This is a genomic window from Kitasatospora sp. NPDC089509 (assembly GCF_044749365.1).
Classification (GTDB): Bacteria; Actinomycetota; Actinomycetes; order Streptomycetales; family Streptomycetaceae; genus Kitasatospora.
In genome coordinates, this window is sequence record NZ_JBIVHS010000001.1 from 361,683 (window position 1) to 385,329 (window position 23,647).

The following is a 23,647-nucleotide window of genomic DNA, read 5'->3' on the forward strand; positions in this document are numbered from 1 at the left end:
AGTGAATGCCGGGATTCTGATGTTTTGCCCTCCATCATCTGATCTGCACGGATCTGTTGATCCTTCAGCTTTTTCTGCGGACGGCTCCCCGAAGGGGAAGGGCGATGATGGACCGGTCGAGACGGCAGTGGCAGCGCGGTGGGTGGAGGTGGTTGGCCGGGGTACTGGCCGCCGCCTGTCTGGTCGGGGCGGTGCCCACCCCGTCGCCATCCCCGGCGGCTACGGCCTCCCCGACGGGTGTTGCGACGACGGCGGCTGCGACGACCACGGCGGCTACGGCTACGGCTGCGGCGAGCACGACGGCCGGCCCGTCGGCGGCGCCGAGCGCGGCGGCCGCACCGCTGCCGACGCCCTCGCCGTTCGCGGCGCCGTCCGTGGCGCCCTCTGCGGCGCCCTCCGCGAGCGCCACGGCCGCCGGCACCGACGCCGCGCGCGCCCAGGTGCGGGCCGGGCAGGCGTGGCCGGTGGTCTCCGACACGCTGCCGGTGCAGGCGGACTGCAGCCACCTGTACATCGCCACCGGCAAGTCGATCATGGAGCTGCAGAACGACGCCGCCGGCAACCCCACACCGACCAACCGCGTCGTCGCCGCGCAGTCCGGCAACAACGGTCCGTCCGGCTCCTGGGCGGCGAACCTGGCGATGGGCCCGGACCCGTCGGGCACCAACAGCCCGGCGTTCATCTCCTCGACCTACAGCAGCTCGCCGCAGCCGCTCTACAAGGTCGCCAACGGCACCGGCTCGGTGACCACCGACATCTACAACGGCCAGACCCGCACCAGCCCCAACCCCCCGACCAACTCGGGCTACGTCTGGGGCGGCTTCGGCATGGACCCGACGAAGCCCGTGCTCTACGGCGCCGGCAACCTCTACTCCGGTGCCAACAAGCTGATCTTCCGCGAGGACCTCACCACCGGCGCCGCCACCACCCAGAACCCCCAGGGCCTGCCCGGTGACACCGTGTGGCAGTACGGCACCTTCGTGCCGGACATCTTCGTCGACTCGGACGGCAACATCTACACGGCCGTCTCGTACAGCGGGCTCTACGTCTACCAGATCGACATGTCCGGCCCGACCTGGACGGCCCGGCGGGTCGTCCAGGTGAAGGGCCCGGCCGGCAGCGCGGGAACCTACAACTACGGCATGGCCTGGCTGAACGGCTCGATCTACTTCGGCCAGTACGACGGCACGGTCTTCAAGGTGGACCCGAAGACCGGCGACTCCGTCAGCATCGGCACCTACTCCGGCAACACCACGGGCACCACCAAGCCCAACACCGGCGGCGACTACGCCCTCACCGACCTGGCGAGCTGCCAGACCTCGCAGAACCTGCTCAAGCAGCTGACGGTGAGCAAGACCGCGGACAAGACCACCGTGCTGCCCGGCGACACCCTCACCTACACCGTCACCGTGAAGAACACCGGCGCGGTCGACTACCCCGGCGCGGCCTTCAGCGACGACCTGACCGACGTGCTGACCGGCGCCGCCTACAACGGCGACGCCCGGGCCTCGGCGGGCACGGTGGGCTACACGGCGCCGAAGATCAGCTGGACCGGTGACCTGGCGGTCGGTCAGAGCGTCACCGTCAGCTACTCGGTGACGGTCGGCGACCCCGGCTCCGGCGGCGCGAAGCGGCTGCGCAACGCCGTCACCGCCAAGGACTCCCAGTGCCAGGCCGGCTCCACCGACCCCGCCTGCTCCACCGACACCCCGGTGGGCGGCCTGGCGGTGAAGAAGTCCTCGGACGTCACCCGGGCCAAGCCCGGTGACACCGTCAAGTACACCGTCACGGTGACCAACACCGGCGCGACGGACCTTCCCGGGGCGAGCTTCAGCGACGACCTGACCCAGGTGCTGGACGACGCCGCCTACAACAGCGACGCCCGGGCCAGCGCCGGTACGGTCTCCTACCGCAGCCCCACCCTGTCCTGGACGGGTGACCTGAAGGTCGGCCAGAGCGCGACCGTCACCTACTCGGTGAAGGTGAACGACCCGCCGAACGGCGACAAGCGGCTGGTCAACGCCGTTGTGGCGCCCGGCAGCAACTGCCGGGCAGGCTCCACCGACCCGGACTGCACCAGCACGGTGGTGATCACCGGCCTGAAACTGACCAAGACCGCGGACGCCACCGAGGCCCGGCCCGGCCAGAAGGTCACCTACACCGTCACCGTGCAGAACACCGGCGGCGCGGCCGCCACCGGGGTCACCTTCACCGACGACGTCAGCGGCGTGCTGGACGACGCGACCTACAACCGGGACGCCACCGCGACCGCCGGCACCGTCGCCTACCGGGAGCCGCGGATCTCCTGGACCGGGGACGTCCCGGCGGGCGCCACGGTGACGGTCCGCTACTCCTTCACCGTCGACAGCCCGCCGCGCGGCGACCTCCGGCTCGGCAACACCGTGGTCTCGCCCGACTCCAACTGCCCGGCCGGCTCCACCGATCCGGCCTGCACCACGGTCGTCCCGGTCAAGGCGCTGCGCGCCCACAAGACCGCCGACAAGGACAGCTACGGCCCCGGTGAGACGGCCACCTACACGATCGTCATCGAGAACCCCGGCACCGTCGACTACCCCGGCGCCACCATGACGGACGACCTCAGCGGGGTGCTGGACGACGCCGACTTCGTCAGCGCCTCGGCCAGCGCCGGAACCGCCGCGCTCAGCGGCTCGTCCGTGGTCTGGAACGGCGACGTGCCCAAGGGCGGCAAGGTCACCGTGACGGTCGTGGTCAAGGTGAAGGCCGACGTGACCGCGGGTGACGGCAGGCTGGTCAACGGCGTCGTCGTGCCGGACTCCAACTGCCCGGCCGGCTCGACCGACCCGGCCTGCGGCACCACCGTGCCGGTCAAGCGCCTGGAGGTCACCAAGACCTCCAGCCCGGCCCAGGTCGGCGTCGGCGGCACCGTGACCTACACCCTGACCGTCCGCAACACCGGCACCGCGCCCTACCCGGGCGCCACCGTCACCGACGACCTGACCAGGGTGCTCACCGGCGCCTCCTACGACGGCGACGCCAAGGCCGGCACCGGCAGCGTCGGCTACCTGGAGCCCAGGCTCACCTGGACCGGCGACCTCGCGCCCGGCGCGAGCACCACCGTCACCTACAGCGTCACCGTCAGGAGCCCGCTGAGCGGCGACGGCCGGCTCGTCAACGCCGTGACCGCCCCCGACTCCAATTGCCCGCCCGGCTCCACCGCCCCGGCCTGCGGCACCACCGTCCTGATCAAGCACCTCACCGTGCGCAAGACCGCCGACCGCACCGAGCTGCGGCCCGGCGAGAAGGTCACCTACACCATCCGGGTCACCAACGACGGCCAGGTCGACGTGCCGGACGCCGGCTTCCGCGACGACCTGACCAAGGTGCTGGACGACGCGGTGTACGGCAACGACGCCACCGCCTCGACCGGCACCCCCGCCTACGCGGCGCCGGTGCTCAGCTGGACCGGCAGCCTGCCGGTCGGCGGCTCGGCCACGGTGGTCTACAGCGTGACGGTCAACGACCCGTACACCGGGGACAAGCACCTGGACAACCTGGTGGTCGCCCCCGACTCCAACTGCGCGGCGGGCTCGACCGACCCGGCCTGCGGGACGCACATCCCGGCGCGCGACGTCAAGGTGGTCAAGACCTCCAGCCCGGCCGTCGCCAAGCCCGGTGACAAGGTCAGCTACACGGTGACCGTCACCAACCAGGGTGCCGACCCGGTCACCGGCGCCACCTTCAGCGACGACCTCAGCCAGGTGCTGGACGACGCGACGTACGGCGACGACGCCACCGCCACGGCGGGCGCGGTGAGCTACACGGCACCGACCCTGACCTGGACCGGCGACCTGGCGGCGGGCGCCACGGCCCGGGTCACCTACACGGTGACCGTCAACAACCCGGCCACCGGCGACAAGAAGCTGGTCAACGTGGTCACCTCACCGGACGGCAGCTGCCCGCCCGGCTCCACCGACCCCGACTGCGTCAACACCGTACGGATCCGCTCGCTGCACCTGGCCAAGACCGCGAGCCCCGCCGTCGCCAAGCCGGGCGACACCGTGACCTACACGGTGACGGTGACCAACGACGGGCAGACCGACATCGCCGGGGCCACCTTCAGCGACGACCTCTCCAAGGTCGTGGACGACGCCCGGTACAACCAGGACGCCGCCGCCACCACCGGGACGGCCTCCTATGCGGCGCCGACCCTGACCTGGACCGGCGACCTGGCGGTCGGCGCCTCGGCCCGGGTCAGCTACAGCGCCACCGTCAACGACCCGATCAGCGGGGACGGCAGGCTCGCCAACGCCGTCACCTCGCCGGACGGCAACTGCCCGCCCGGCTCCACCGACCCGGCCTGCGGCACCGTCGTACCGCTGAAGCACCTGAGGCTGGCCAAGACCGCGAGCCCCGCGGTCGCCAAGCCCGGTGACACCGTGACCTACCGGGTGACGGTGACCAACGACGGGCAGACGGACATCGCCGGGGCCACCTTCGGCGACGACCTGTCGAAGGTGCTGGACGGCGCGGCCTACAACAAGGACGCGGCCGCCACGGCGGGCGCGGTGGGCTACGCGGCGCCGACCCTGACCTGGACCGGCGACCTGGCCGTCGGCGCCTCGGCGACGGTGACCTACAGCGTCACCGTCAACGACCCGATCAGCGGGAGCGGCAAGCTGGTCAACGCCGTGACGGCAACGGACTCCAACTGCCCGGCCGGGTCCACCGACCCGGCCTGCGGCACCACGGTGCCGGTGCGCTCGCTGAAGATCGTCAAGAGCGCGAGCCCGAGCGTGGCGAGGCCCGGCGACAAGGTCACCTACACGGTGACGGTGACCAACGACGGGCAGACGGACATCGCCGGGGCGACGTTCCGGGACGACCTGTCGAAGGTGCTGGACGGCGCGGCGTACGGCGACGACGCGAGCGCCTCGGCGGGTGCGGTGGCCTACACGGCGCCGACGCTGACCTGGACCGGGGACCTGGCGGTGGGCGCCTCGGCGCGCGTGACCTACAGCGTGACCGTCGACAACCCGCTGACCGGCAGCGGGAAGCTGGTCAACACGGTGACCTCGCCGGACGGCAACTGTCCGGACGGGTCCACCGACCCGGACTGCACGAACACGGTCCCGGTGCGCTCGCTGAAGATCGTCAAGAGCGCCGACCCGGCCGTTGCCACGGCCGGCGGGAAGGTCACGTACACGGTGACCGTCACCAACGACGGCCAGGCCGACATCCCCAACGCCACCTTCACCGACGACCTCACCAAGGTGCTCGGCGGCGCGGCCTACGACGGTGACGCCGCCGCGGACACCGGGGCCGTTTCCTACGCGGCGCCCCGGCTCACCTGGACCGGCGCCCTGCAGCCCGGCCGGAGCGCCAAGGTGACGTACAGCGTCACGGTGAACAACCCGCTCACCGGCGACGGCAAACTGGTCAACGCCGTCACCTCTCCGGACGGCAACTGCCGCCCGGAGACCGGCGATCCGGCCTGCACCAACACCGTGCCGGTCAAGCACCTCAAGGTGGTCAAGCGCGCCGACCGGACCTCGGTCAAGCCCGGCGAGAAGGTCACCTACACGGTCACCGTCAGCAACGACGGCCAGGCCGACTACCCCGGCGCGAGCTTCCGGGACGACCTGTCGAAGGTGCTGGACGGCGCGGCGTACGGCGACGACGCCACCGCCACGGCGGGGACGGTGAGCTACGCGGCGCCGACCCTGACCTGGACCGGTGACCTGGCGGTCGGCGCCTCGGCGCGGATCACCTACAGCGTCACCGTGCACAACCCGATCACCGGCAGCGGCAAGCTGGTCAACACGGTGACCGCGCCCGACTCCAACTGCCCGGCCGGCTCGACCGACCCGGACTGCACCAACACCGTGCCGGCCCGCAACATCAGGATCGGCAAGACCGCGAGCCCGGCCGTCGCCCGGCCCGGCGAGAAGGTCACCTACACCGTGACCGTCACCAACCTCGCCGAGGAGGACGCGGCCGGGGTGTCCTTCACGGACGACCTCACCAAGGTCCTGGACAAGGCGACGTACGGCGACGACGCCACCGCCACGGCGGGCACGGTGGGCTACCGGGCGCCCGTGCTCAGCTGGAACGGCGACCTCCCCGGCCGGGCGACGGCGACCGTGACCTACAGCGTCACCGTCAACAGCCCGGTCACCGGCGACGGCAAGCTGGTCAACGCCGTCACCTCACCGGACGGCAGCTGCCCGCCCGGCTCCACCGACCCGGCCTGCGGCACCACCGTCCCGGTCCGGTACCTCACCGTCGCCAAGACCACCGACGTCACCGAGGCCAAGCCCGGCGACAAGGTGACCTACACCCTCACCGTCCGCAACGACAGCCCCGTCGCCTACCCGGGCGCCTCCGCCGCCGACGACCTCACCGGGGTGCTCGGCGCCGCCGACTACAACGGCGACGCCACCGCCTCCACCGGCAGCGTCACCCTCGACGGCCGCACCCTCCGCTGGAGCGGCGACCTGGCACCGGGCACCGCCGCGACCATCGGCTACAGCGTGACGGTCAAGAGCCCCGTGCCCGCCGGGCAGTCCCTGAAGAACGCCGTCACCGCCCCCGACAGCAACTGCCCGGCCGACTCGGTCGACCCGGCCTGCTCGCGGGAGACCCCGCTGAGGAAACTGGAGGTCGTCAAGCAGGCCGACCGGACCACCGTGAAGTCCGGCGACCTGGTCACCTACACCGTCACCGTCACCAACACCGGCGGCACCGACTACACCGACGCCACCGCCACCGACGACCTGACCGGCGTGCTCGCCGCCGCCCGCTACAACGGCGACGCCACCGCCACCACCGGCAGCGTCAACTACACCGCGCCGAAACTCACCTGGCAGGGCAGCCTCGCGGTCGGCGCGCAGGCGGTGATCCGCTACACGGTCACCGTCGGTACCCCGGCCACCGGAAGCCTGGACAACGTGGTCACCGCGCCCGACAGCAACTGCCCGGTGCCGATGCCGGGAGGCCGTCGCGCCAGCGGTGACGTCGACCCCCGCTGCGGCACCCACCTGAACGGACGGCACCTCAGCCTCACCAAGAAGGCCGACCGGCAGCAGGCCAAGAAGGGCGACACCGTCACCTACACGGTGACCGTCACCAACGACGGCGGAACCGACGTGCCCGACGCGTCCTTCAGCGACGACCTCGGGCAGGTGCTCACCGGCGCCACCTACAACGCGGACGCCACCGCCGGCACCGGCCGGGTCGACTACGCGCGACCGGTGCTCAGCTGGACCGGCGCGCTGGCGGCGGGTGAGAGCACCACCGTCCGCTACTCGGTGACCAGCACCGGCACGGCGCAGCTGCGCAACACCGTCACCGCCCCGGACTCCAACTGCCCGCCCGGCTCCACCGACCCGGCCTGCTCGGCGACGGTGACCCCGGAACCGCCCGGGCCGTCGCCGTCGCCCAGTCCTTCGCCGTCGCCCTCGCCGGGCCCGGGCCCGCTGCCGAACACCGGGAGCGGCACCCCCGCCGGACCGCTGCTCGGTCTCGCGGGCGTGCTGATCACGGTGGGTGCCGGACTGTGGCTGACGGTCCGGCGCAGGAGGACCATGCGCTGACCCGACGGTCCGATCGACGGACCAACGCACGGCGGAGCCGCTCCCGGTAAGGGAACGGCTCCGCCGCCGTGTTGGGCCGAGTGAGTGGAACCCCGCGGCGCCACCGTGCGGTGCGCCGACCCGTGACCGGTCCGGCTGCTCGAATGAGGCCGATCCGCGTACCGCCCCGAGGAGTTGTCGCATGCCCGGCCACCGTCACCTGCTCGTCGCCGCCGCCGTCCTGGTCGGCTGCGCCCTCGCGCCCGGGGCCGCCCGGGCGGCCGAGCCCGCCGACCCGCACACCCGACCGCACCTCGCCATCGCGCTCGACGACGGGCGGCAGGACGCCCGGCCCGGGGACCGGCTCACCTGGACCGTCACCCTGCACAACCTCGGTGCCCAGCCGCTGACCGGACTGCGGGTCACCCAGCAGCTGCCCGCCGCGGCCCGTCCGGTCTCCGCCTCCGGCGACGCGGCCGCCCACGCCGACCGGCCCAGCTGGACCGACCTCACGCTCGACCCGGGCGCCACCCGCACCTTCACCACCACCGCCGAACTCGCCGACACCGGGCCCGAAGTGCTGCGCTCCTCCAGCACCGCCTGTGCCTACCAGGGCGACGCCAAGCAGCCACTGGTCTGCGCCAGCCACCTCGACCTGCTGCCGGCCGGCCGCCGGGCGGCGGCACCGATGCCGGAGGAGGGCGGCGCCGGCCGCCGGCTCGCCCTGGTGGGAACCGCCGCCGCCCTCGGCACGGGTGGCGCGGTCGGCACCTGGTGGCTGTGGCGCCGCCGGCGGGCGGGCAGCGGCGAACCGGGCTCAGCGCCCGGCCAAGCCGGGTAGCGGGCCGTACTCGACGCAGTACGAACAGTCGCAGCTGGTCAGGGAGTTGGCCTGACAGTGGGCGGTGGGAAAGTATCGCTCGGCGCAAGGGCCCGGGTCGACGGGGGAGTCGTCCTCGGGCAGGATGCGTCGGCACACGCCGCAGCTGACGGCGACCGCCACGCCCGCCCGGCGGAGCTCGCGGGCAGCGGGGGCCGCGTGCTCGAACGGGACCTCCGCGAGCAGCACGGACGTCCCGCCGTCCAGGAGCAGGCCGCTGCGCCACAGGCTCAGCCCGGTCGCCCTGCGGACCGCTCGGAGACGGGCCGCCCCGCGGGGTGAGGCGCCGGCCAGCGTCACGGTGAACTGCGGGTCCTCCATGGCTTCCCTTCGTCGACCGGCACCGTATCCGACGGCCGGTCGGGGCGGTCAGGACGGGGTGTGGCCCCACCAGAGGCGGGGGTGGTCGGGCGGCCCGATGTGGTCGTCCCCGGCCGGCACCAGGAGGGAGTGGTACCGGGTGGTCCGGTTCCACTCCAGGTAGCCGCTCATCGCGGTGCGCAGGCAGTCGGCGATCCGCCGGGCGGCCGGGGCGTCCCGGTGTCCGACCGTGTCCGGCAGCCGCGCCTCCAGGAGGAGGAACTCCTCGCACCAGGAGGTGATCATGGACTGGATCTCCTGGAGGGCTTCGGCGCGCCCGCAGTTCAGCTCGTGCTCGATCACGGGCACCAGATTGTGGAGGTCGCCGCGGGACTCGTCCCGCTCCACGGAGTGCACGTCGCCGAGGGCGCCGACGACGTCCGCGGTGAGGTCGAGCATCCGGCGGACCACGACGTCCGTGGCGAGCCGGCGCGGGAGTTCGAAGCCGTACGCCTTCTGGCTGAGGTCGATCATCGCGGGGACGGGGCCGGACCGGCGGCGCAGCTCCGCGTACTCGGCGCGGGTCGGGACGCGGCGGCGGGCGGGGTGGTGGGCGTGGTGCCGGGCGCGGTGGCGTGCCTCCTGGAGGTGGGCGCCGAGGTACCACTGCCAGTGCTGCCCGGTGTGCTCCAGCCACCCGGGTGACGCGCCGTCGGCGAGCCGGCGCCAGACGTCGGCGAAGGCCCGGACCAGGGGCCCGGCGGCTGCCGGGGGCCGCCCTGCGGTGGCGATGACGGTGCCGAGCTCCGCGCAGAGGGCGGCGATCCGGTCCGGCCGGTCGGGGAGGGGGCCGGCGAGCGGGCCGTGGACGTGGTCGTCGATGTGGTCGTCGATGTGGTCGTTCAGGAGGGCGGCCACCACGACCGCGTCGACGGTGAGGTCCAGCTGCTCGCCGCTCGCCCGGGGGTTCCAGCCGGCCATGAGTCCGGCGAAGTCCCAGTGGAGCAGGCGCAGTTCGTCGACGGGGTCCTCGACGAGCCGCTGCCGACGGCACCAGTGGAGGCTGCGCTGCCGGGCGGCGTCGGCGTCCGGACTGGTCGCGGCCCCGAAGGGCAGGGTGAACGCGGTGTCCTGGGGCATGGCGGGCCCTTTCGGGGGGAGGGAGTGCGGGCCGTCGCTCCCCCCAAGGGTCACCGCCCCGGTCCGGGGCCGCAAGAGGGCAGGTGGGGCGGTCGGACGGGGTGCCGCACCGCGACTGTACGGTGCGGCACCCCGGCGGTCACCAGGTGACCGGGACGGCGGCGGCCGTGATGGCCATCCGGTTGGGCTGCCAGGGCACCTCGTCGGCGGGCACGGCCAGGCGCAGGTCGGGGAACCGCTGGAGCAGGACCCGGAAGGCGGTGTCGGACTGGCGGCGGACCAGGTGGGCGCCGGGGCAGTGGTGGCGGCCGTGGCCGAACCGCAGGTGCGGGTTGGGCGAGCGGGCGGGATCGAACCGCTGGGCGTCGGTGAAGGCGGCCGGGTCGAAGTTGGCGGCGTCCAGGGAGAGCAGGACCAGGTCGCCGGACTCGACCTGCTCACCGGCCAGGGAGGTGGACTCGGTGACGAAGCGCGGGATCGCGTTGCCCAGGACGACGCTGCACCGCAGCAGTTCCTCCACGTGCTGGGGGGTCGTCCCGGGGTCCTCGCGCAGCGCGGCCATCGCCTCGGGGCGGCGGAGGAGGTTGACCGCGGCGACGCCCAGGAAGCTGGCGAAGTCCTCGTAGCCGCTGACGAAGAGGACGGCGACGATGTTGGACAGCTGCCTGTCGCTCAGCCCCTGCTCCGGGGTGTTGCGGGCGTTCAGGTCGGCGAGCCGGTCGGCGAGTCCGCGCGGGCGCCCGGGGGTGCGGGCGGCCAGGTGGGCCGCGACGTAGGCGCGGATCTCCTCCCAGTTGTCGGCGAGTTCCCGGTCGGAGTAGGTCGCCATGGTGAGGTCCTTGTCGGCCCGCTCGGCGAGCCACTCCCGGTCCGCGAAGGGCAGGCCGAGCAGCCGGCACAGGCACTGTGCGGCCACCCACTCGGCGAAGTGGCGCTGGAGGTCGCCGGGTGAGCCCTCGGCGGCCATCCGGTCCAGGCCCTCCCGGGTGACCTCGGCGACCCAGTCGGCGGGCAGTTCCGGCTGGTTGCGGCCGAGGGCGGTGAGCACCTCGTCGCGCAGCCCGGCCTGCTGGAGGTGGCCCATGGCGCCCATCAGTTCGGGGGCCAGGATCGGGGCGTCCTGGGTCGGGCTGTCGGACTCGCCGAGCACGGAGCGGGCGAAGGCGCGGTCCCGCAGGACGTCGCGGGCCAGCTCGTAGCCGGTGACCAACCACGCCTCGCCGCCGGAGTTGGTCCGGACCCGGGCCACCGGGCAGCGGCTGCGCAGCTCGTCCAGTTCGGGGGCGAGGCGGTCGCCGTCGGTGCTGAACGGGTAACGGGGCAGCGGCCGGTCGTCCGGGGCGCCGTCGGTGGTGGCGGGAGCCTGGGATGCGCTCACGGGGCGCGGTCCTCTCTGGGCGGGAATCGGGGTGGCGGGGCGGTGCGGCGCGGTCACCAGCGCACCGGCAGGCGGGCCGGGGCGCGCAGCGGGGTGGTCTCGTCCCAGGGCAGGGACTCGGCGGGCTCGGCGAGTTCGATGCCGGGCAGGGTCTCCAGCAGCACCTGGATCACGACGGCCAGTTGCATCCGGGTCAGGTGCGCCCCGGTGCAGGCGTGCGGGCCGTGGCCGAAGGCGAGGTGCGGGTTGGGGGTCCGGCCGAGGTCGAGGCGGTCGGGGTCGGTGAACGCGGCGGGGTCGCGGTTGGCGGAGGCGGGCACCGGGACGACGGCGTCGCCGGCCCGGATCAGTTGCCCGTGGAGGGTGAGGTCCTCCTCGGCGACCAGGATGTTGATCGCGTTCATGAGCGGTACGTGGCGCAGCAGTTCGTCCACGGCGGTGGTGATCCCGGCGGGTTCCTCGCGCAGCCGGCGGAGCTGGTCGGGGTGGCTGAGCAGGGTGAGCAGGGCGTTGCCGGTGTGCTGCATGTTGGTCTTGTAGCCGGCCATCAGCATGGTGACGACGAAGCTGACCACGTCGTCCCGGACGAGGTCGCTGCCGGGGCGGCGGGTCTCGGCGAGCAGCAGCCGGATGTAGTCCCCGTCGCCGTCCACCGCCTCGCCGTCCTGCTCCTTGCGGTCGAGCAGCTCCGCGGCGTAGTCCTGGAGGGCGTACAGGGCGGCGAGGATGTCGTCCATGGTCAGCGCGGCGGCGCTGAGCAGGGTGAGGGTGTGCGGGAGGTAGCGGTCGCGGTCCTCGTGCGGGAGGCCGATGGTCTCGCACAGCACGCGCAGCGGCAGCGGTTCGACGTAGCCGGCCACCAGGTCGGCGGTGCGGTCGGGCGAGGCGGCCGTCATGGTGTCGAGCAGCTCCCGCGCGATGGCGCGGATGCGGGGGCGCATGAACTCCAGCCGGCCGCGGCCGAACAGCGGCAGGACGGCGCGCCGTACCCGGTCGTGGTGTTCGCCGCGCATCTCCAGGAAGGTCGGCAGGCAGGGCGGCGGCGCGTCGTCGCCCTCGACCGGGGGCCAGGCGGACAGCAGCGGCCGGACCAGCCTCGGGTCGGCGAAGGCGGCCCGGGCGTCGGCGTAGCGGCTGAGCAGCCACGCTGTCTCGCCGTTGGGCAACTGGGCCTGGACGACGGGCTGTTCGGCGCGCAGCCGGGCGTAGCCGCAGGGCGGTCCGGCGGTGCCGGGCGTCACCTCGGGGACGGGAATGGGGACGGGGGCGGGGACGGCGGTGTCGGTCATCGGGCGCTCTCCGGGGTGGCGGCGGCAACGGTGGTGGGGCGCGGGAGGTACCCGGAGGTGAAGAAGTACTCCAGGTAGCGGTCCAGCAGGGCGGCGTCGACCGGCGGGCAGTGCAGTCCGCTGTCGGCCAGCGCGGCGTCGGCGTTGTCCCGGCCGAGGACCGGGAAGGTGCCCTCGAAGTACAGCTCCTTGACGGACAGGTCGGCGGTGCGGCTGCGGTCCACGCAGAGCGACACGAACGGGGCGGTGGCGCTGGTCGGGTTCGCCGCGACGTGGCGGACCAGCTCCTCCACCCACTGCGGGTACGGCAGCGTGCGGACCGCGCAGCCGGCCGCGCGCATCCGCTCGATGACGTCGGAGAGCATCGCGGGCCGGGGGTTGGTGAGGTGGTAGGTGCGGCCGTCGGCGTCCCGCCGGGTGGCGATGTGGACCACGGCCTCGGCGAGGTGGTCGACCGGGACGAAGTCCATGGGCAGGGCGATGTCGGGGGCCAGTCCGGTCTCGGCGATGGTCCGGAACAGCGAGCAGATCGCGGTCTCGGTGTTGCTCACCCCGCTCACCTGGTCGCCGGTCACCTCGTACGGGCGGTGGACGGCCACCGGGAGTCCCTGCTCGGCGGCCCGGCGCAGCACCCCTTCGGCGACCCACTTGCTCTCGGCGTAGCCCATGGTGAGCCCGTCGGGGTGGGCGAGCGCGTCGTCCTCGGTGACCGCGCGCACCCCGGCGGCCCCGGCGCCGGCCACGACGGCGACGGTGGACAGGAAGTGGACCGGCACCCGGCGGGGCGCGGCGAGCCGGACGATCTCCCGGGTGCCGTCCACGTTGGGCGCGCGCAACTGCTCGTACGGGTAGAGGAAGTTGACCTGGGCGCCGTTGTGGACGATCAGGTCGAGGCGGTCGGCGAGTTCGGCGCGGTGCCCGGCCGGCAGGCCGAGGCCGGGCTCGGCGAGGTCGGCGGGGAAGCACTCCAGGCGCTGCCGGTCGGCCTCGTCGAGGTGGAGGCCGTAGCGGGCCAGGGCGGTGCGCACGCGCTGTTCGGCGTGGGCGGGGCTCGCGGCGCGGACCGGGCAGTGGATCCGGGCGGCGGTGCGGCGCAGCAGGGTGGTCAGCAGGAAGGCGCCGACGAAGCCGGAGGCGCCGGTGAGCAGCACGTCCTTGGGGTCCTGGGGGCAGGGCGCGGGGCCCTGGGCGGGCGGCAGCCGGAAGCCGAGTCCGGTCTCGCGGGCGAAGTCGACGGTGCTCTCGGCGGGGCCGGCCGGGGAGCCTTCGCGGGCGGCCCGGACGGCGTCGGTGAAGCGGGCCAGGGTGGGGGCGGTGAGCAGCGCCCGGATGAGGGTGGAGCTGAGGGCGGCGTCCAGGTCGAGGGCGGCGAGGGTGCGGGTGACGGCCTCGGAGGCGAGCAGGGAGTCGCCGCCGAGGTGGAAGAAGTCGTCCTCGGGGGCGGGCCGGGTGCGCAGCACCTGCTGCCAGATCCCGGCGAGCAGGCCGGCGAGTCCTTCGGCGGGCCGCGGGTCCGGCGTCTGCGCCCGGAGGGCCGGCGCGGCGGCGGCGCGCAGCGCCTTGCGGTCCACCTTGCCGCCGCTGGTCACCGGGAAGCGGTCCAGGGCGACGAGGGAGGGGACGGCCTGCGGGGGCAGCCAGCGGGAGCAGTAGCCGCGTAACCCGGGCAGCGGCAGCGGGTGACCCGGGGCCACGGGGGTGACGTAGGCGGTCAGTCCGGCGCCGTCGGTCTCCACGACGGCCTCGGCCACGGACGGGTGGGCGCGCAGCCGCGCCTCCACCTCGTCGAGTTCGATGCGCGCCCCGCGCAGTTTCACCTGGCGGTCCGCGCGGCCGCGGTACTCCAGCAGGCCGTCGGCGTCGCGGACGACCCGGTCGCCGGTGCGGTAGAGGCGGGCGCCCGGGTCGGCCCGCGGCGGACGGACGAACCGTTCGGCGGTCAGCTGCTCGTCGCCGGGGTAGCCGAGGGCCAACCCGTCGCCGCCGACGTACAGTTCGCCCTCCTCGCCGGGCGCCGCGGGGGTGCCGTCGGGGCGCAGGACGTGGCAGGTGGTGCCGGCGTACGGGCGGCCGATCGGGACGTGGGTGGCGTCCTCGGGCAGCGGGCGCAGCCGGTGGGCGGTGGAGACCACCGAATTCTCGGTCGGGCCGTAGAAGTTGACCACGGTGGTGGCGGGGCAGGCGGCGAGGACGGCGTTGGCCAGCCGCGGGTCCATCGCCTCGCCGCCGGCCGAGACGAACCGCAGGCCCGCCATGGCCTCGGGGCGGGTGCGGGCGAGCAGGTGGAAGACGCTGGTGGTCAGGTAGGCGACGGTGACGCCCCGGGAGCGGAGGAGGTCCTCCAGGGCGGTGGGCGACAGGAGTTCCTCGCGGTCGGCGATCACCAGGCAGGCGCCGGTGAGCAGGGCGCTCCAGATCTCGATGGTGGAGGCGTCCGAGGACAGGCCGTAGCCGTGCAGGATCCGGTCGCCGGGCCCGGGCGGCGGCAGTTCGCGGTCGGCCAGGACGAGCCGGACGATGCCCCGGTGCGGGATCGCCACGGGCTTGGGGCGGCCGGTGGTGCCGGAGGTGAAGGCGATGTAGGCGCAGTCGGCGGGGGCGGCGGGCGCTGTCGACGCGCAGGTGGGCGCCGGAGCGGTGTCCGCGTCGTCGACGGTGACCGGGATGCTCACCCGCAGGCCGCGGACCGGGCGTTCGGTGCCGGGCAGGGTGACGGCGGCGCGCAGTCCGGCGTCCTCGGCCATGGCGCGCAGGCGGGCCGGGGGCAGTTCGTCGTCCAGCGGTACGTAGGCGCAGCCGGCCTTGAGGATGCCCAGCAGGGCGATCAGCGCCTCGGGGGAGCGGCCGCCGCACACGCCGACGGGTTCGCCGGGGGTGAGGCCGGCGGCGAGCAGCCGGGCGGCCAGGGCGGTGGAGCGGGTGTCGAGCCGGCCGTAGCCGAGGGTGCGGTCGCGGTGCCGGACGGCCGGTGCGTCGGGGTGGGCGGCGGCCTGCCGGGCGAAGAGCTCCGGGAGGGTGAGCTGCTGCAGCCGGTCCTCGGAGCGGGCGGCGCGGGGGGCAGGGAGGTGGAGCGGGCGTGACGAGACGTCGATGTCGGTCATGGGTCCTTCTCGGGAAGGGGCTCCGTCGGCCGCGGCTGCGGACCGGTGCCGACGGCGCGCCGGGTCAGTCCGCGCTGTCGGCGGCGGGTTCGGCGGGGCCGGTGGGCCGGGTGGGACCGGTGGACCGCGCGGGCTCGGCGGGCTCGGCGGGCTCGGTGAAGTCGGCCGCGAAGGCGGCGAAGTCGGCGGTGCGCCAGCGCTGCGGGCGCAGCCGGAAGAGGATGTCGTCCTTGAGCTGGTCGGCGGTGGTGTCGAGGTAGCCGCGGGCCTCGTCCGGGTCCAGGTAGCGGTGCGCCATGGCCTCCCGGACGGCGGGCGGCACCGGGTCCTCGATCGTGGCGACCGGCCCTTCGACGCTCACGTACCGGTAGGGCCGCCGCTCGTCCTGCACGCAGAGGCTGAACCGGCCGGCGGCGCGCAGCAGTCGGCCCTTGACCGTCTCGCGTCCGGTCTGGACGAGGATCTCGCCGCCGGGCCGGTAGTCGTACCAGACCGGCACGCTCAGGGGTGCGCGGTCGCCTTCTCTGGGGTCGGCGACGCTCAGCACGCCGACTCGGCGTTCGGCGAGGAAGAGCTCCCGGGCACGCGGGGACATGGTGGGCAGCATCGAGCGGTCTCCTTGCTGGATGGGGAAGTCGAGCCCTGCGGTGGCTTCTCGCGCGCCTCGGTCGCGGCGGGCGGTGCGGCGCCGGACCTGCTGGCGCCCGACGGCAGGACGGGCCGACGGCCGCCCCGGCCGGGGCGGTGTCGGTGCCGGAGTGGGGGGCGGCCACCGTGGCGCGGCTGCGCTTCGGGGACGTACGGTTCCGGCAGGAACAGCATGGCGGTCCTGGTACGGACAGTGACGGAGAGATCACAATCCTGTCGTGAACCTGTCACTGACTGGCCGGAAACCGGACGGCCGCCCCCGGAAACCGGACCGCCCCCGGGAGCGGTCTCCCGGGGGCGGTGTCGGTCGAGGCGGTCGGCTACCCGCCGTCGGCGCCCGGCACGACGGCGCCCGGCACGACGACGCCCTTGGGTTCGAGGAGGAACTGGGTGAGGCTGCCGTCGTGCGGGAGCCCCGGCACCAGGTCCCAGGGGAGGGCGGTGCCCACCGTCACCTTGCGGATCCGCGGGTCCTGGACGGCCCGCGCCACCAGCGCGTCGTCGTCGGTGAGTAGGTTGAGCACCAGCGCCGGGCCGAGCGCCCCGGCATCGCGGTCCGCCGACCACGGCGCGACCACGACGAACGGGAAGCCCAGTTCGGCGCCCACGGCCGGGTGGTCGGCGCGGTCCGCGGACAGCACCAGCGGGCGGAGCAGGAAGGAGCCGTCACCGAGGTCGACCACGAAGTCCCCGTCGTAGTGCGGGGTGCTGTGGTCGGTCAGCCCGTCCGCCAGCGTCGCGACGTGGCGGCGCAGCGCCTCGGCGCGCTCGCGCCCGACCACCAGCAGGGTCGCCTCCGGGTCGGTGGCGGGCAGCACCGGCAACCGCGCCAGTCTCGCGGCGAGTTCGTCTGCGACCCGGGCGACCGGGGCGGTGGTGAGGACGGCGGACAGGTTGGTGCAGCGGGTTCCGCCGTCGTAGCCGACCGCCGTGGCCAGGTGGTCCAGCAGCTCCGGGGTCGGTGCGGTGTCGAGCAGGGCCCGGGAGCGCCCCGGGCCACGGGTGGCGACGTGCCGGGCGTCCCGCCAGGAGGCCACCGCCTGGTCGCCTCCGAAGACGATGCCGCGGTCGGCCGAGTCGAGCAGGAAGGCGGCCGCGCGGTGGTCGCACGGCAGGTGGGCGAGCTTGTGCGGCGGCAGTCCGGCGGCCAGGAGTGCCGCGACCAGTCGGCGCGGGGTGAACGGGTCCCGGCTCCCCGGGCGCACCAGCACGCTGTAGCCGACGAACAGCGCGTGCACCCAGGAGACGTGCGGCAGCGGGTGGTTGCCGGCCATCACGGCCGCGAACACCCGCCCGCCGGGCACCCATTCCACCCGGTGGGTGGCGCTCGGCAGCGGGGGAGGCAGCTCCGCGGCGACGGTCCGGTCCAGCGCCTCGATCTCGGCGACGATGTCCGTCACCGCGAGGCGGACCGTGCGGGCCGGAAGGCCGGAACTGCGGACGACGCGGTCGACGTAGGCCTCGGGGTCCTCCCCGTCGAGTTCCGCGGTGGCGAACAGCCGGGCCGCCTCGGGGAAGATCCGGGCCGCCGGCCGGAGCCCGTCGGCCGCGGCCCGCAGCCGGTCCAGGGCCAGCTGGGCGCCCAGCCGGGGGGCCACCCCGACATCGGCCAGCGCGGCGCCGAACACGTCGGTCAGCAGCTGCCGGTCGGAGCTCGGCGCGGGCACGCCCGCCACCAGGGGGTCGATGACCGTCGCGGCCACTAGTACACCCCTTCCACCACGTCGGCGCCCTCGAAGCGGGCGACGCTGGCGACCTCGGCGAGGCCGTCGACCGCGGAGCCGGCGGCGGGCGCCACCCGGATCGCGGTGTCCCGCTCCACGATGTTCGGCAGGAACATCTCCTCGCTCACCAGGTGCAGCCGCACCTGGCCGCGCTCGCCGTACCCGACCGGGCGGCCGTCACCGTCCACCAGCTCCAGCCGGGTGGCCTCCGCGAACGGCTCGAAGACGCAGGGGTGCACGTCGTCGTCCCGGCGCGGGCGCTGCGGGGCCACGCCCATCAGGCTGTTGCCGTAGACGCCGACCAGCGGGACGCCCGGGAACATCTCCCGCTCGACCAGCTGCAGGCTCTCCCGGCTGAAGGCCGTGCCGCCCCAGACGATCGCCCCGACCCGCTCGGCCACCAGGGCGCGGAGGTCGGGGCGCGCGCAGATCGCCTCCAGCAGCGGCGGGGTGGTGTTCAGGACCGCCACCGGCTGGCTGCGCAGCACCAGTTCGGCCTGGTCCAGCACGTGGTCGAGGTAGTCCGAGGCCTCGCGCCGCCGGCCGGTGGACAGCAGCCGCTTGACCCAGCGGGGGTCCAGGTCGACGGTGTAGCACAGGCCGCCGCTGCGGGCCGCGTACCCGGCGACGTCGAAGGCGATCACATGCGGCCCGGCCGGGCCGAGGTGGAGCCAGTTGCCGTGCTCCGGGACGCCGTTGGCCCGGAGCCGGTCGACGGCCCAGCCGACCATCCGGCTGCGGTAGCCGCCGTCGACCACCCGCTTGGGCAGGCCGGTGGTGCCACCGGACTCGTACACCCGGAAGGCCTGGCCGGGGGCCGCCCCGCGGGGTATCAGCTCGGCGGCCGGTACCGTCCTGAGTTCGTCGCTGACGTCGGGGAAGCGGCGCAGGTCGGCGGCGCCGGTGACCTCGGTGAGCGGGTCGAAGCCGAGCTCGGCGCGCTTGGCCAGCCAGAACGGCGAGCCGGTCGCCTCGTTGAAGTGCCAGGCCGTCATGGCCCGGACGTGCTGGTCGAAGTCGGTGCCCCCGCCCTCGGAGCGGTGGCCCGGCGCGGGTGCCCCGGCGCCGGTGACGTCGATCACGGTCTGATCCTGCACGATTCCCCATTCCTCCTTCGCGCCGCCCGACGTGGCGGCGTCCCGCCGCATTCCGTCGCCTGCGGCCGGGGTCGACGGCGTCGACGGGCCGGCGTCGACGGGCCTGTGTCGACGGGCCGACGGGGTCGACGCGGGGCCGCCCGGTTCGTCCCGGTGCGGAATCCGGTGAGACACCGTCAACCTATCGCCGGTGCACCGGTGGATCGGCCCGGATGAGCGGTCGCGCGGGGGTGGGGATGATCACTTCCAGCGCTGCGCGTGGTGGCAGGCGGCCGCGTGGGGGCGCAGTGGCGGGACCGGATCCCGGGCGGCGGCTTTTCTGCGCGGAATGTCCGCACCATCATCACACCGCGCTCATCCGGCACACAGACCGGGCCGTTACCGTGACGCTCCGGTCACGCGGTGGCCGGACTCCCTCGCCATCCAGCTATCGGAATCCCCTATCGGACAGGATGTCAGGATCATGACGATGAACAGCAAGCCGGGCCGTCGGTCCGTCCTCGGCGCGTTCGCCGCCGCGGCGGCGGTGCCCGTCGTCGGCGCCTGGGGCGCGGCTGCGGCGCCGCAGGGTCCGGCCGGGGCGGCCCGGGCGGTCGACGCGTCCGCCGAGCGGGAGTCGGCCGCCGGCCCGAACGTGATCATGCTCATCCGGCACGCGGAGAAGCCCACCGACTCCGGGGCGCCCTACGGCGTGACCGACCGGGGGAAGAAGGACAGCGAGTCGCTGACGGTGCAGGGGTGGACCCGGGCCGGCGCGCTGGTCTCGCTGTTCGCGCCGCGGACCGCCACCGGCGACCCCGCCCCGGTGCCGGCCGGACTCACCCGGCCCGCCGGGGTCTTCGCGGCCGACCCGACCACCGGAGGCAGCCAGCGGCCGGCGGAGACCATCTCCGTGGTGGCCGCCGCGCTCGGCCTGACCCCCGACGAGCAGTACGCCAAGGGCGACGAGGCCGGGCTCGCGACCGCGCTGCTCGCGTCCACCGGCCCGCAGCTGGTCGCCTGGGAGCACAAGAAGATCCCGGCGATCCTGGCGGGCCTCGGCCCGATCACCCCGGCGCCGCCCGCCTCCTGGCCGGACGACCGCTTCGACGTGGTCTGGGTGCTGACCGCGAACGGCAGCGGCTGGACGTTCAGCCAGGTCCCGCAGATGCTGCTGAACGGAGACTCCCCGAACCCGATCAGCTGACCGGGCGGAGCTGTCCGGCAGTCGACCGACTGCCGGACAGCCGACCGGAGTTCGGCCGGGTCGGTCACCCGTCGGTGCGCTCGCGGGGCGGCAGCTCGTACAGTCCGGTACCGGCGTGTGCCCCGTTGGTGATGTTGACCACGCCGACGTTGGCGTCCAGGCGGGTGCCGCGGGCCATGATGCCGGCGAAGCCGCGCGCCATGGTGAACACGCCCCAGGCGGTCAGCCATGGCTCCAACTGCCCGTTCTCGTCCGGGAACAGTTCGGTGACCGGGCGGATCCGGCGCTGCACCACGTAGGGCTTGTCGAGCGCGGCGTCGAGGTGCGCGGCCCAGCTCTCCTCGGTCACGTCCCCGCCGAGGATCACCCCGCTGCCGCCGTGCAGCACCGTCGGTTTGAGGACCAGGTCGTGTCGGTCGGCCCGGGCGTAGTCGAGGAGTTCCACCCGGTGTCCGTTCTCCAGCGTCACCGTGCCGGGCCGGACGGTCCGGGTCCACGGCAGGACGCGGTCGAACGCCGCCAACTCCTCGGCGCTGAACAGGTGCCGGTTGTTCTCGTCGGAGAGCATCGCGAGGGTGGTCTTGCTCGCGTAGAGCTCGGCGTCCAGCGGGACGAACAGCTTCACCTGGTCGGCCGCGGCGGCGCGGACGACCTGGTCCATCAGCGCCGGGGCCTCGGGGGATTCGAGCAGGTCCTCGGCGAGGAAGATCCGGTGGATGATGTCGACGGCCCGGTCGCCGAGCCAGACCCGGCCGTCGCGGTAGTCGAGTTGGCCGATGTGGCAGGGGTGCGCGTCGGCGCCCAGGGTCCGCAGGAGGGCGCAGAACTCCTCCAGGAAGGCGGCCCAGCCGGTCAGGTAGCTGCTCGGCCAGTCGGCGACCGCGATGACCGGCCGGGACCGCGGGTCGAACCCGGTGGCGGCGTACATGGTGTGCAGCAGTTCCGCGGCGGTGTCGGCGAAGCCGAGGCCGTGCCGGGTGGCGAAGTCGGCGAGGAGCGGGTGTTCCAGCAGGGCCCGGGCCATCACGCCGTTGCCCAGGCCGCCGAGCGAGCTGGTCATGTTGACTTCCACGACCTTGAATCCGCTGTCGTCGACGCACAGATCCGTACGGGCCAGGCGGACCGCGGCGGCGCCCCGGCTGCGCAGGATCACCTCGATCTGGGTCTCGGTCATGCCGACGGCCCGGGCGAACGCGCCGAGGTCGCCGTCGAAGAGCCGGTCGGGCAGGCTGAACAGCGCGGCGTGGAGGGTGTCCAGGTCTGCCATCAGCTGCTCGTGCTCCTGGTGGCCGAGGAAGAGCGGGCGGGCCAGGAACCGGTTCTCGAAGTCGATGCCGAGCAGGGCGTCGTGCTGCGCACGACCGAGCAGTTCGGTTGCGGTGGCCGTGCTCTCGCTCAGTTCGGCCAGATACCGCTCGGTCAGGGTGGGGCGGTCCACGGAAGGTCCTCTCGGGGGACGGGTGGGCGGTGGTGGCGGGCGGGCTCAGCCGCGCGCCGACTCCGCGCGGCGGGTGGCGACCAGGGCGCCCAGGGCCGCCAGGTCGGGCTGGCGCATGACCTCCGCGGCCCTGACCCGGATCGGGTAGGTGCTCTCGATCAGCGCGATCAGACGGGCGACGGCCAGCGAAGTCCCGCCCGATTCGGCGAAGTTGTCGGCGGGCGTGAGGTCGGGCTGGTCGAGCAGCCGGCGGCAGGCCACCAGCAGGAACGCCTCGGTGTCCTCCGCCCGCGGGGTCGCCGCTGCCCCGGGCGCGGTGGACGCCGAGGGGGCGGCCTGCCGGGCGAGCAGGGCGCGGTCGACCTTGCCGTTGGCGTTCAGCGGGAAGGCGTCGACGAAGCGGACCAGGGCGGGCACCGCCTGCTTCAGCACCCGGGCGCGGGCGGCGGCCAGCACGGCGTCCCGGTCGGCCCGCGCGCCCTCGGCGAGCAGGAGGAAGGCGGCCAGCCGGAGACCGCCGCCGGTGCCCTGGTACGGGACCACGACGGCGCGCCGGACCGAGTCATGGGTCTCCAGGGCGGCCTCGACCTCGGCCGGTTCGATCCGCGCGCCGCTGATCTTCACCTGGTCGTCGATGCGGCCGAGGAACTCCAGCGGCCCGTCGGCGCGCATCACCGCCCGGTCGCCGGTCCGGTAGACCCGGTCCACGTACGGCTGACCTGCGGGGGCCGGCACGAAGTGTTCGGCGGTCCGCTGCGGGTCCAGGTAGCCGAGCGCCAGGCCCGCACCGCCGATCCGGACCTCTCCGGCGTGTCCCCTGGGCAGGATCCGGCCGTCCTCGTCGGTGACGAAGACGGCGTAGCCGGTCAGCGGCCGTCCGATCGGCACGACGGCGTTCGGGTCGTCGCTCCCGGGTTGCAGGCGGTGGGTGGTGGTGAGCACGGTGGCCTCGGCGGGACCGTACACGTTGTGCACCACCGCCGCGCACTGCGCGGGCGGCCGCACCCGCATCCGGTCGCCGCCCACCAGGATGTGGCGCATGGCGAGGCCGGCGGGCCACGGCTGGGTGAAGGCGAGGTCGGCGAGCGGGGTCGGCAGCAGGCAGTGGGTGAGGCCCGACTCCCGCCACCACTGGAACAGTTCGGCCATCGAGCCGCGGGCGTCCTCGGGCGCGACGTGCAGGGTGGCGCCCGACGACAGCGCCTCCCACAGCTCCTTGAGGTGCGCGTCGAAGGTGGTGCCGACGAAGAGGCCCACCCGGGACCCGGGACCGATCTCCAGCCGGTCGCAGGTCCAGCGGACCAGGTTGGCCAGCGCCTCCTGCGGCAGCAGCGCGATCTTGGGTTTGCCGGTGCTGCCCGAGGTGGTGACGGCGCAGAAGGCATCGCCGGGCGCGCCGTTCGCCGGTCCGCCGCGCAGGGCGACCACGAGCCCGTCCACCGCGTCGGCGGGCGCGACGGTCCAGCCGGGTGGCGGGGTGGTGGTGCCGTCGGTGAGCAGGCAGCCGATGTCGGCGTCCTCGGTGAGCGATTCCAGCCGTGCGGCCCCCGGCCGCGCGCCGAGGGCGAGGTAGACCGCCCCGATCCTGGCCAACGCGACGGCCGTGGCCACCAGCAGCGCGGAACGCTCCAGGCAGACTCCCACCAGCCGGCCGCGGCCGACCCGGCCGCCGAGGGCCCGCACGATCCGGGCGGCGGCCCGGTCGAGCTCGCGGTAGCTCCAGGTGAGGGTGCCGTCCACGACCGCCGGGGCGTCGGGCTGCTCGGCCAGCCGGCTCTCGAACCAGTCGAGCGGCCCCGCCCCCGGTGCGGGAGTGGGTGCGGGTTTGCCGCCCCAGGCGATGCTGGGCAGCTGATGGCCGGTCGGTTCGGGGGAGGTCGGTTCGGGGAAGGTCATCTGGTCTCCTCGGGGCG

At 74.3% G+C, this 23,647-nt stretch carries 14 protein-coding genes; 3 read left to right on the forward strand and 11 right to left on the reverse strand.

The features are described 5' to 3' along the window. Positions 1 to 64: 64 nt before the first annotated feature. Entirely contained in the window at positions 65 to 478 is a 414-nt protein-coding gene (locus tag ACIP4P_RS01385; RefSeq protein ID WP_400913527.1) for a hypothetical protein, read from the reverse strand. On the opposite strand from ACIP4P_RS01385, the gene ACIP4P_RS01390 reads away from it, so the two are divergent. Both ACIP4P_RS01390 and ACIP4P_RS01395 read left to right on the forward strand, forming a co-directional pair. Then, positions 465 to 7,574, forward strand: a complete 7,110-nt coding sequence (locus tag ACIP4P_RS01390) for an LPXTG cell wall anchor domain-containing protein (protein ID WP_400913529.1) — start codon at positions 465 to 467, stop codon at positions 7,572 to 7,574. The two genes, ACIP4P_RS01385 and ACIP4P_RS01390, sit on opposite strands and share 14 nt — an antisense overlap. A gap of 181 nt (positions 7,575 to 7,755) precedes the next feature. Next, complete coding sequence (locus ACIP4P_RS01395; protein WP_400913531.1) at positions 7,756 to 8,394, forward strand: hypothetical protein; 639 nt, start codon at positions 7,756 to 7,758, stop codon at positions 8,392 to 8,394. On the opposite strand, the gene ACIP4P_RS01400 is transcribed toward ACIP4P_RS01395, so the two are convergent. The 8 genes from ACIP4P_RS01400 to ACIP4P_RS01435 all read right to left on the reverse strand — a co-directional run bounded on the left by ACIP4P_RS01400 (position 8,371) and on the right by ACIP4P_RS01435 (position 19,110). Next, complete coding sequence (locus ACIP4P_RS01400) at positions 8,371 to 8,754, reverse strand: hypothetical protein (RefSeq protein WP_400913533.1); 384 nt, start codon at positions 8,752 to 8,754, stop codon at positions 8,371 to 8,373. The two genes, ACIP4P_RS01395 and ACIP4P_RS01400, sit on opposite strands and share 24 nt — an antisense overlap. A gap of 48 nt (positions 8,755 to 8,802) precedes the next feature. Further along, positions 8,803 to 9,873, reverse strand: a complete 1,071-nt coding sequence (locus ACIP4P_RS01405; RefSeq protein ID WP_400913535.1) for a hypothetical protein — start codon at positions 9,871 to 9,873, stop codon at positions 8,803 to 8,805. 139 nt (positions 9,874 to 10,012) lie between these two features. Further along, entirely contained in the window at positions 10,013 to 11,251 is a 1,239-nt protein-coding gene (locus ACIP4P_RS01410) for a cytochrome P450 (RefSeq protein ID WP_400913537.1), read from the reverse strand. 53 nt (positions 11,252 to 11,304) lie between these two features. Further along, the gene (locus ACIP4P_RS01415) at positions 11,305 to 12,540 is read right to left on the reverse strand and encodes a cytochrome P450 (protein WP_400913540.1); all 1,236 of its coding nucleotides are present in this window, start codon (positions 12,538 to 12,540) and stop codon (positions 11,305 to 11,307) included. Continuing rightward, positions 12,537 to 15,641, reverse strand: coding sequence for an amino acid adenylation domain-containing protein (locus ACIP4P_RS01420; protein WP_400913542.1), 3,105 nt, complete (start codon positions 15,639 to 15,641; stop codon positions 12,537 to 12,539). Before ACIP4P_RS01420 ends, ACIP4P_RS01415 begins: the two co-directional genes overlap by 4 nt. A gap of 64 nt (positions 15,642 to 15,705) precedes the next feature. Then, the gene (locus ACIP4P_RS01425) at positions 15,706 to 16,248 is read right to left on the reverse strand and encodes a pyridoxamine 5'-phosphate oxidase family protein (RefSeq protein WP_400913544.1); all 543 of its coding nucleotides are present in this window, start codon (positions 16,246 to 16,248) and stop codon (positions 15,706 to 15,708) included. A 361-nt stretch (positions 16,249 to 16,609) separates the two neighbouring features. Then, positions 16,610 to 17,992: an aldehyde dehydrogenase family protein gene (locus ACIP4P_RS01430; protein ID WP_400913545.1), complete on the reverse strand. Its 1,383-nt coding sequence runs from the start codon at positions 17,990 to 17,992 to the stop codon at positions 16,610 to 16,612. Further along, on the reverse strand, positions 17,992 to 19,110 hold the full coding sequence (locus ACIP4P_RS01435; RefSeq protein WP_400913547.1) for a phenazine biosynthesis protein: 1,119 nt from the start codon (positions 19,108 to 19,110) through the stop codon (positions 17,992 to 17,994). Before ACIP4P_RS01435 ends, ACIP4P_RS01430 begins: the two co-directional genes overlap by 1 nt. Positions 19,111 to 19,573: 463 nt before the next feature. Here ACIP4P_RS01435 and ACIP4P_RS01440 point away from each other — a divergent pair, with 463 nt between their 5' ends. Next, positions 19,574 to 20,296: a hypothetical protein gene (locus tag ACIP4P_RS01440; RefSeq protein ID WP_400913548.1), complete on the forward strand. Its 723-nt coding sequence runs from the start codon at positions 19,574 to 19,576 to the stop codon at positions 20,294 to 20,296. 64 nt (positions 20,297 to 20,360) lie between these two features. Here ACIP4P_RS01440 and ACIP4P_RS01445 read toward each other — a convergent pair whose 3' ends face one another. After that, entirely contained in the window at positions 20,361 to 21,734 is a 1,374-nt protein-coding gene (locus ACIP4P_RS01445; RefSeq protein WP_400913550.1) for a hypothetical protein, read from the reverse strand. A 45-nt stretch (positions 21,735 to 21,779) separates the two neighbouring features. Further along, complete coding sequence (locus ACIP4P_RS01450) at positions 21,780 to 23,630, reverse strand: non-ribosomal peptide synthetase (protein WP_400913552.1); 1,851 nt, start codon at positions 23,628 to 23,630, stop codon at positions 21,780 to 21,782. Between the last annotated feature and the right edge of the window lie 17 nt (positions 23,631 to 23,647).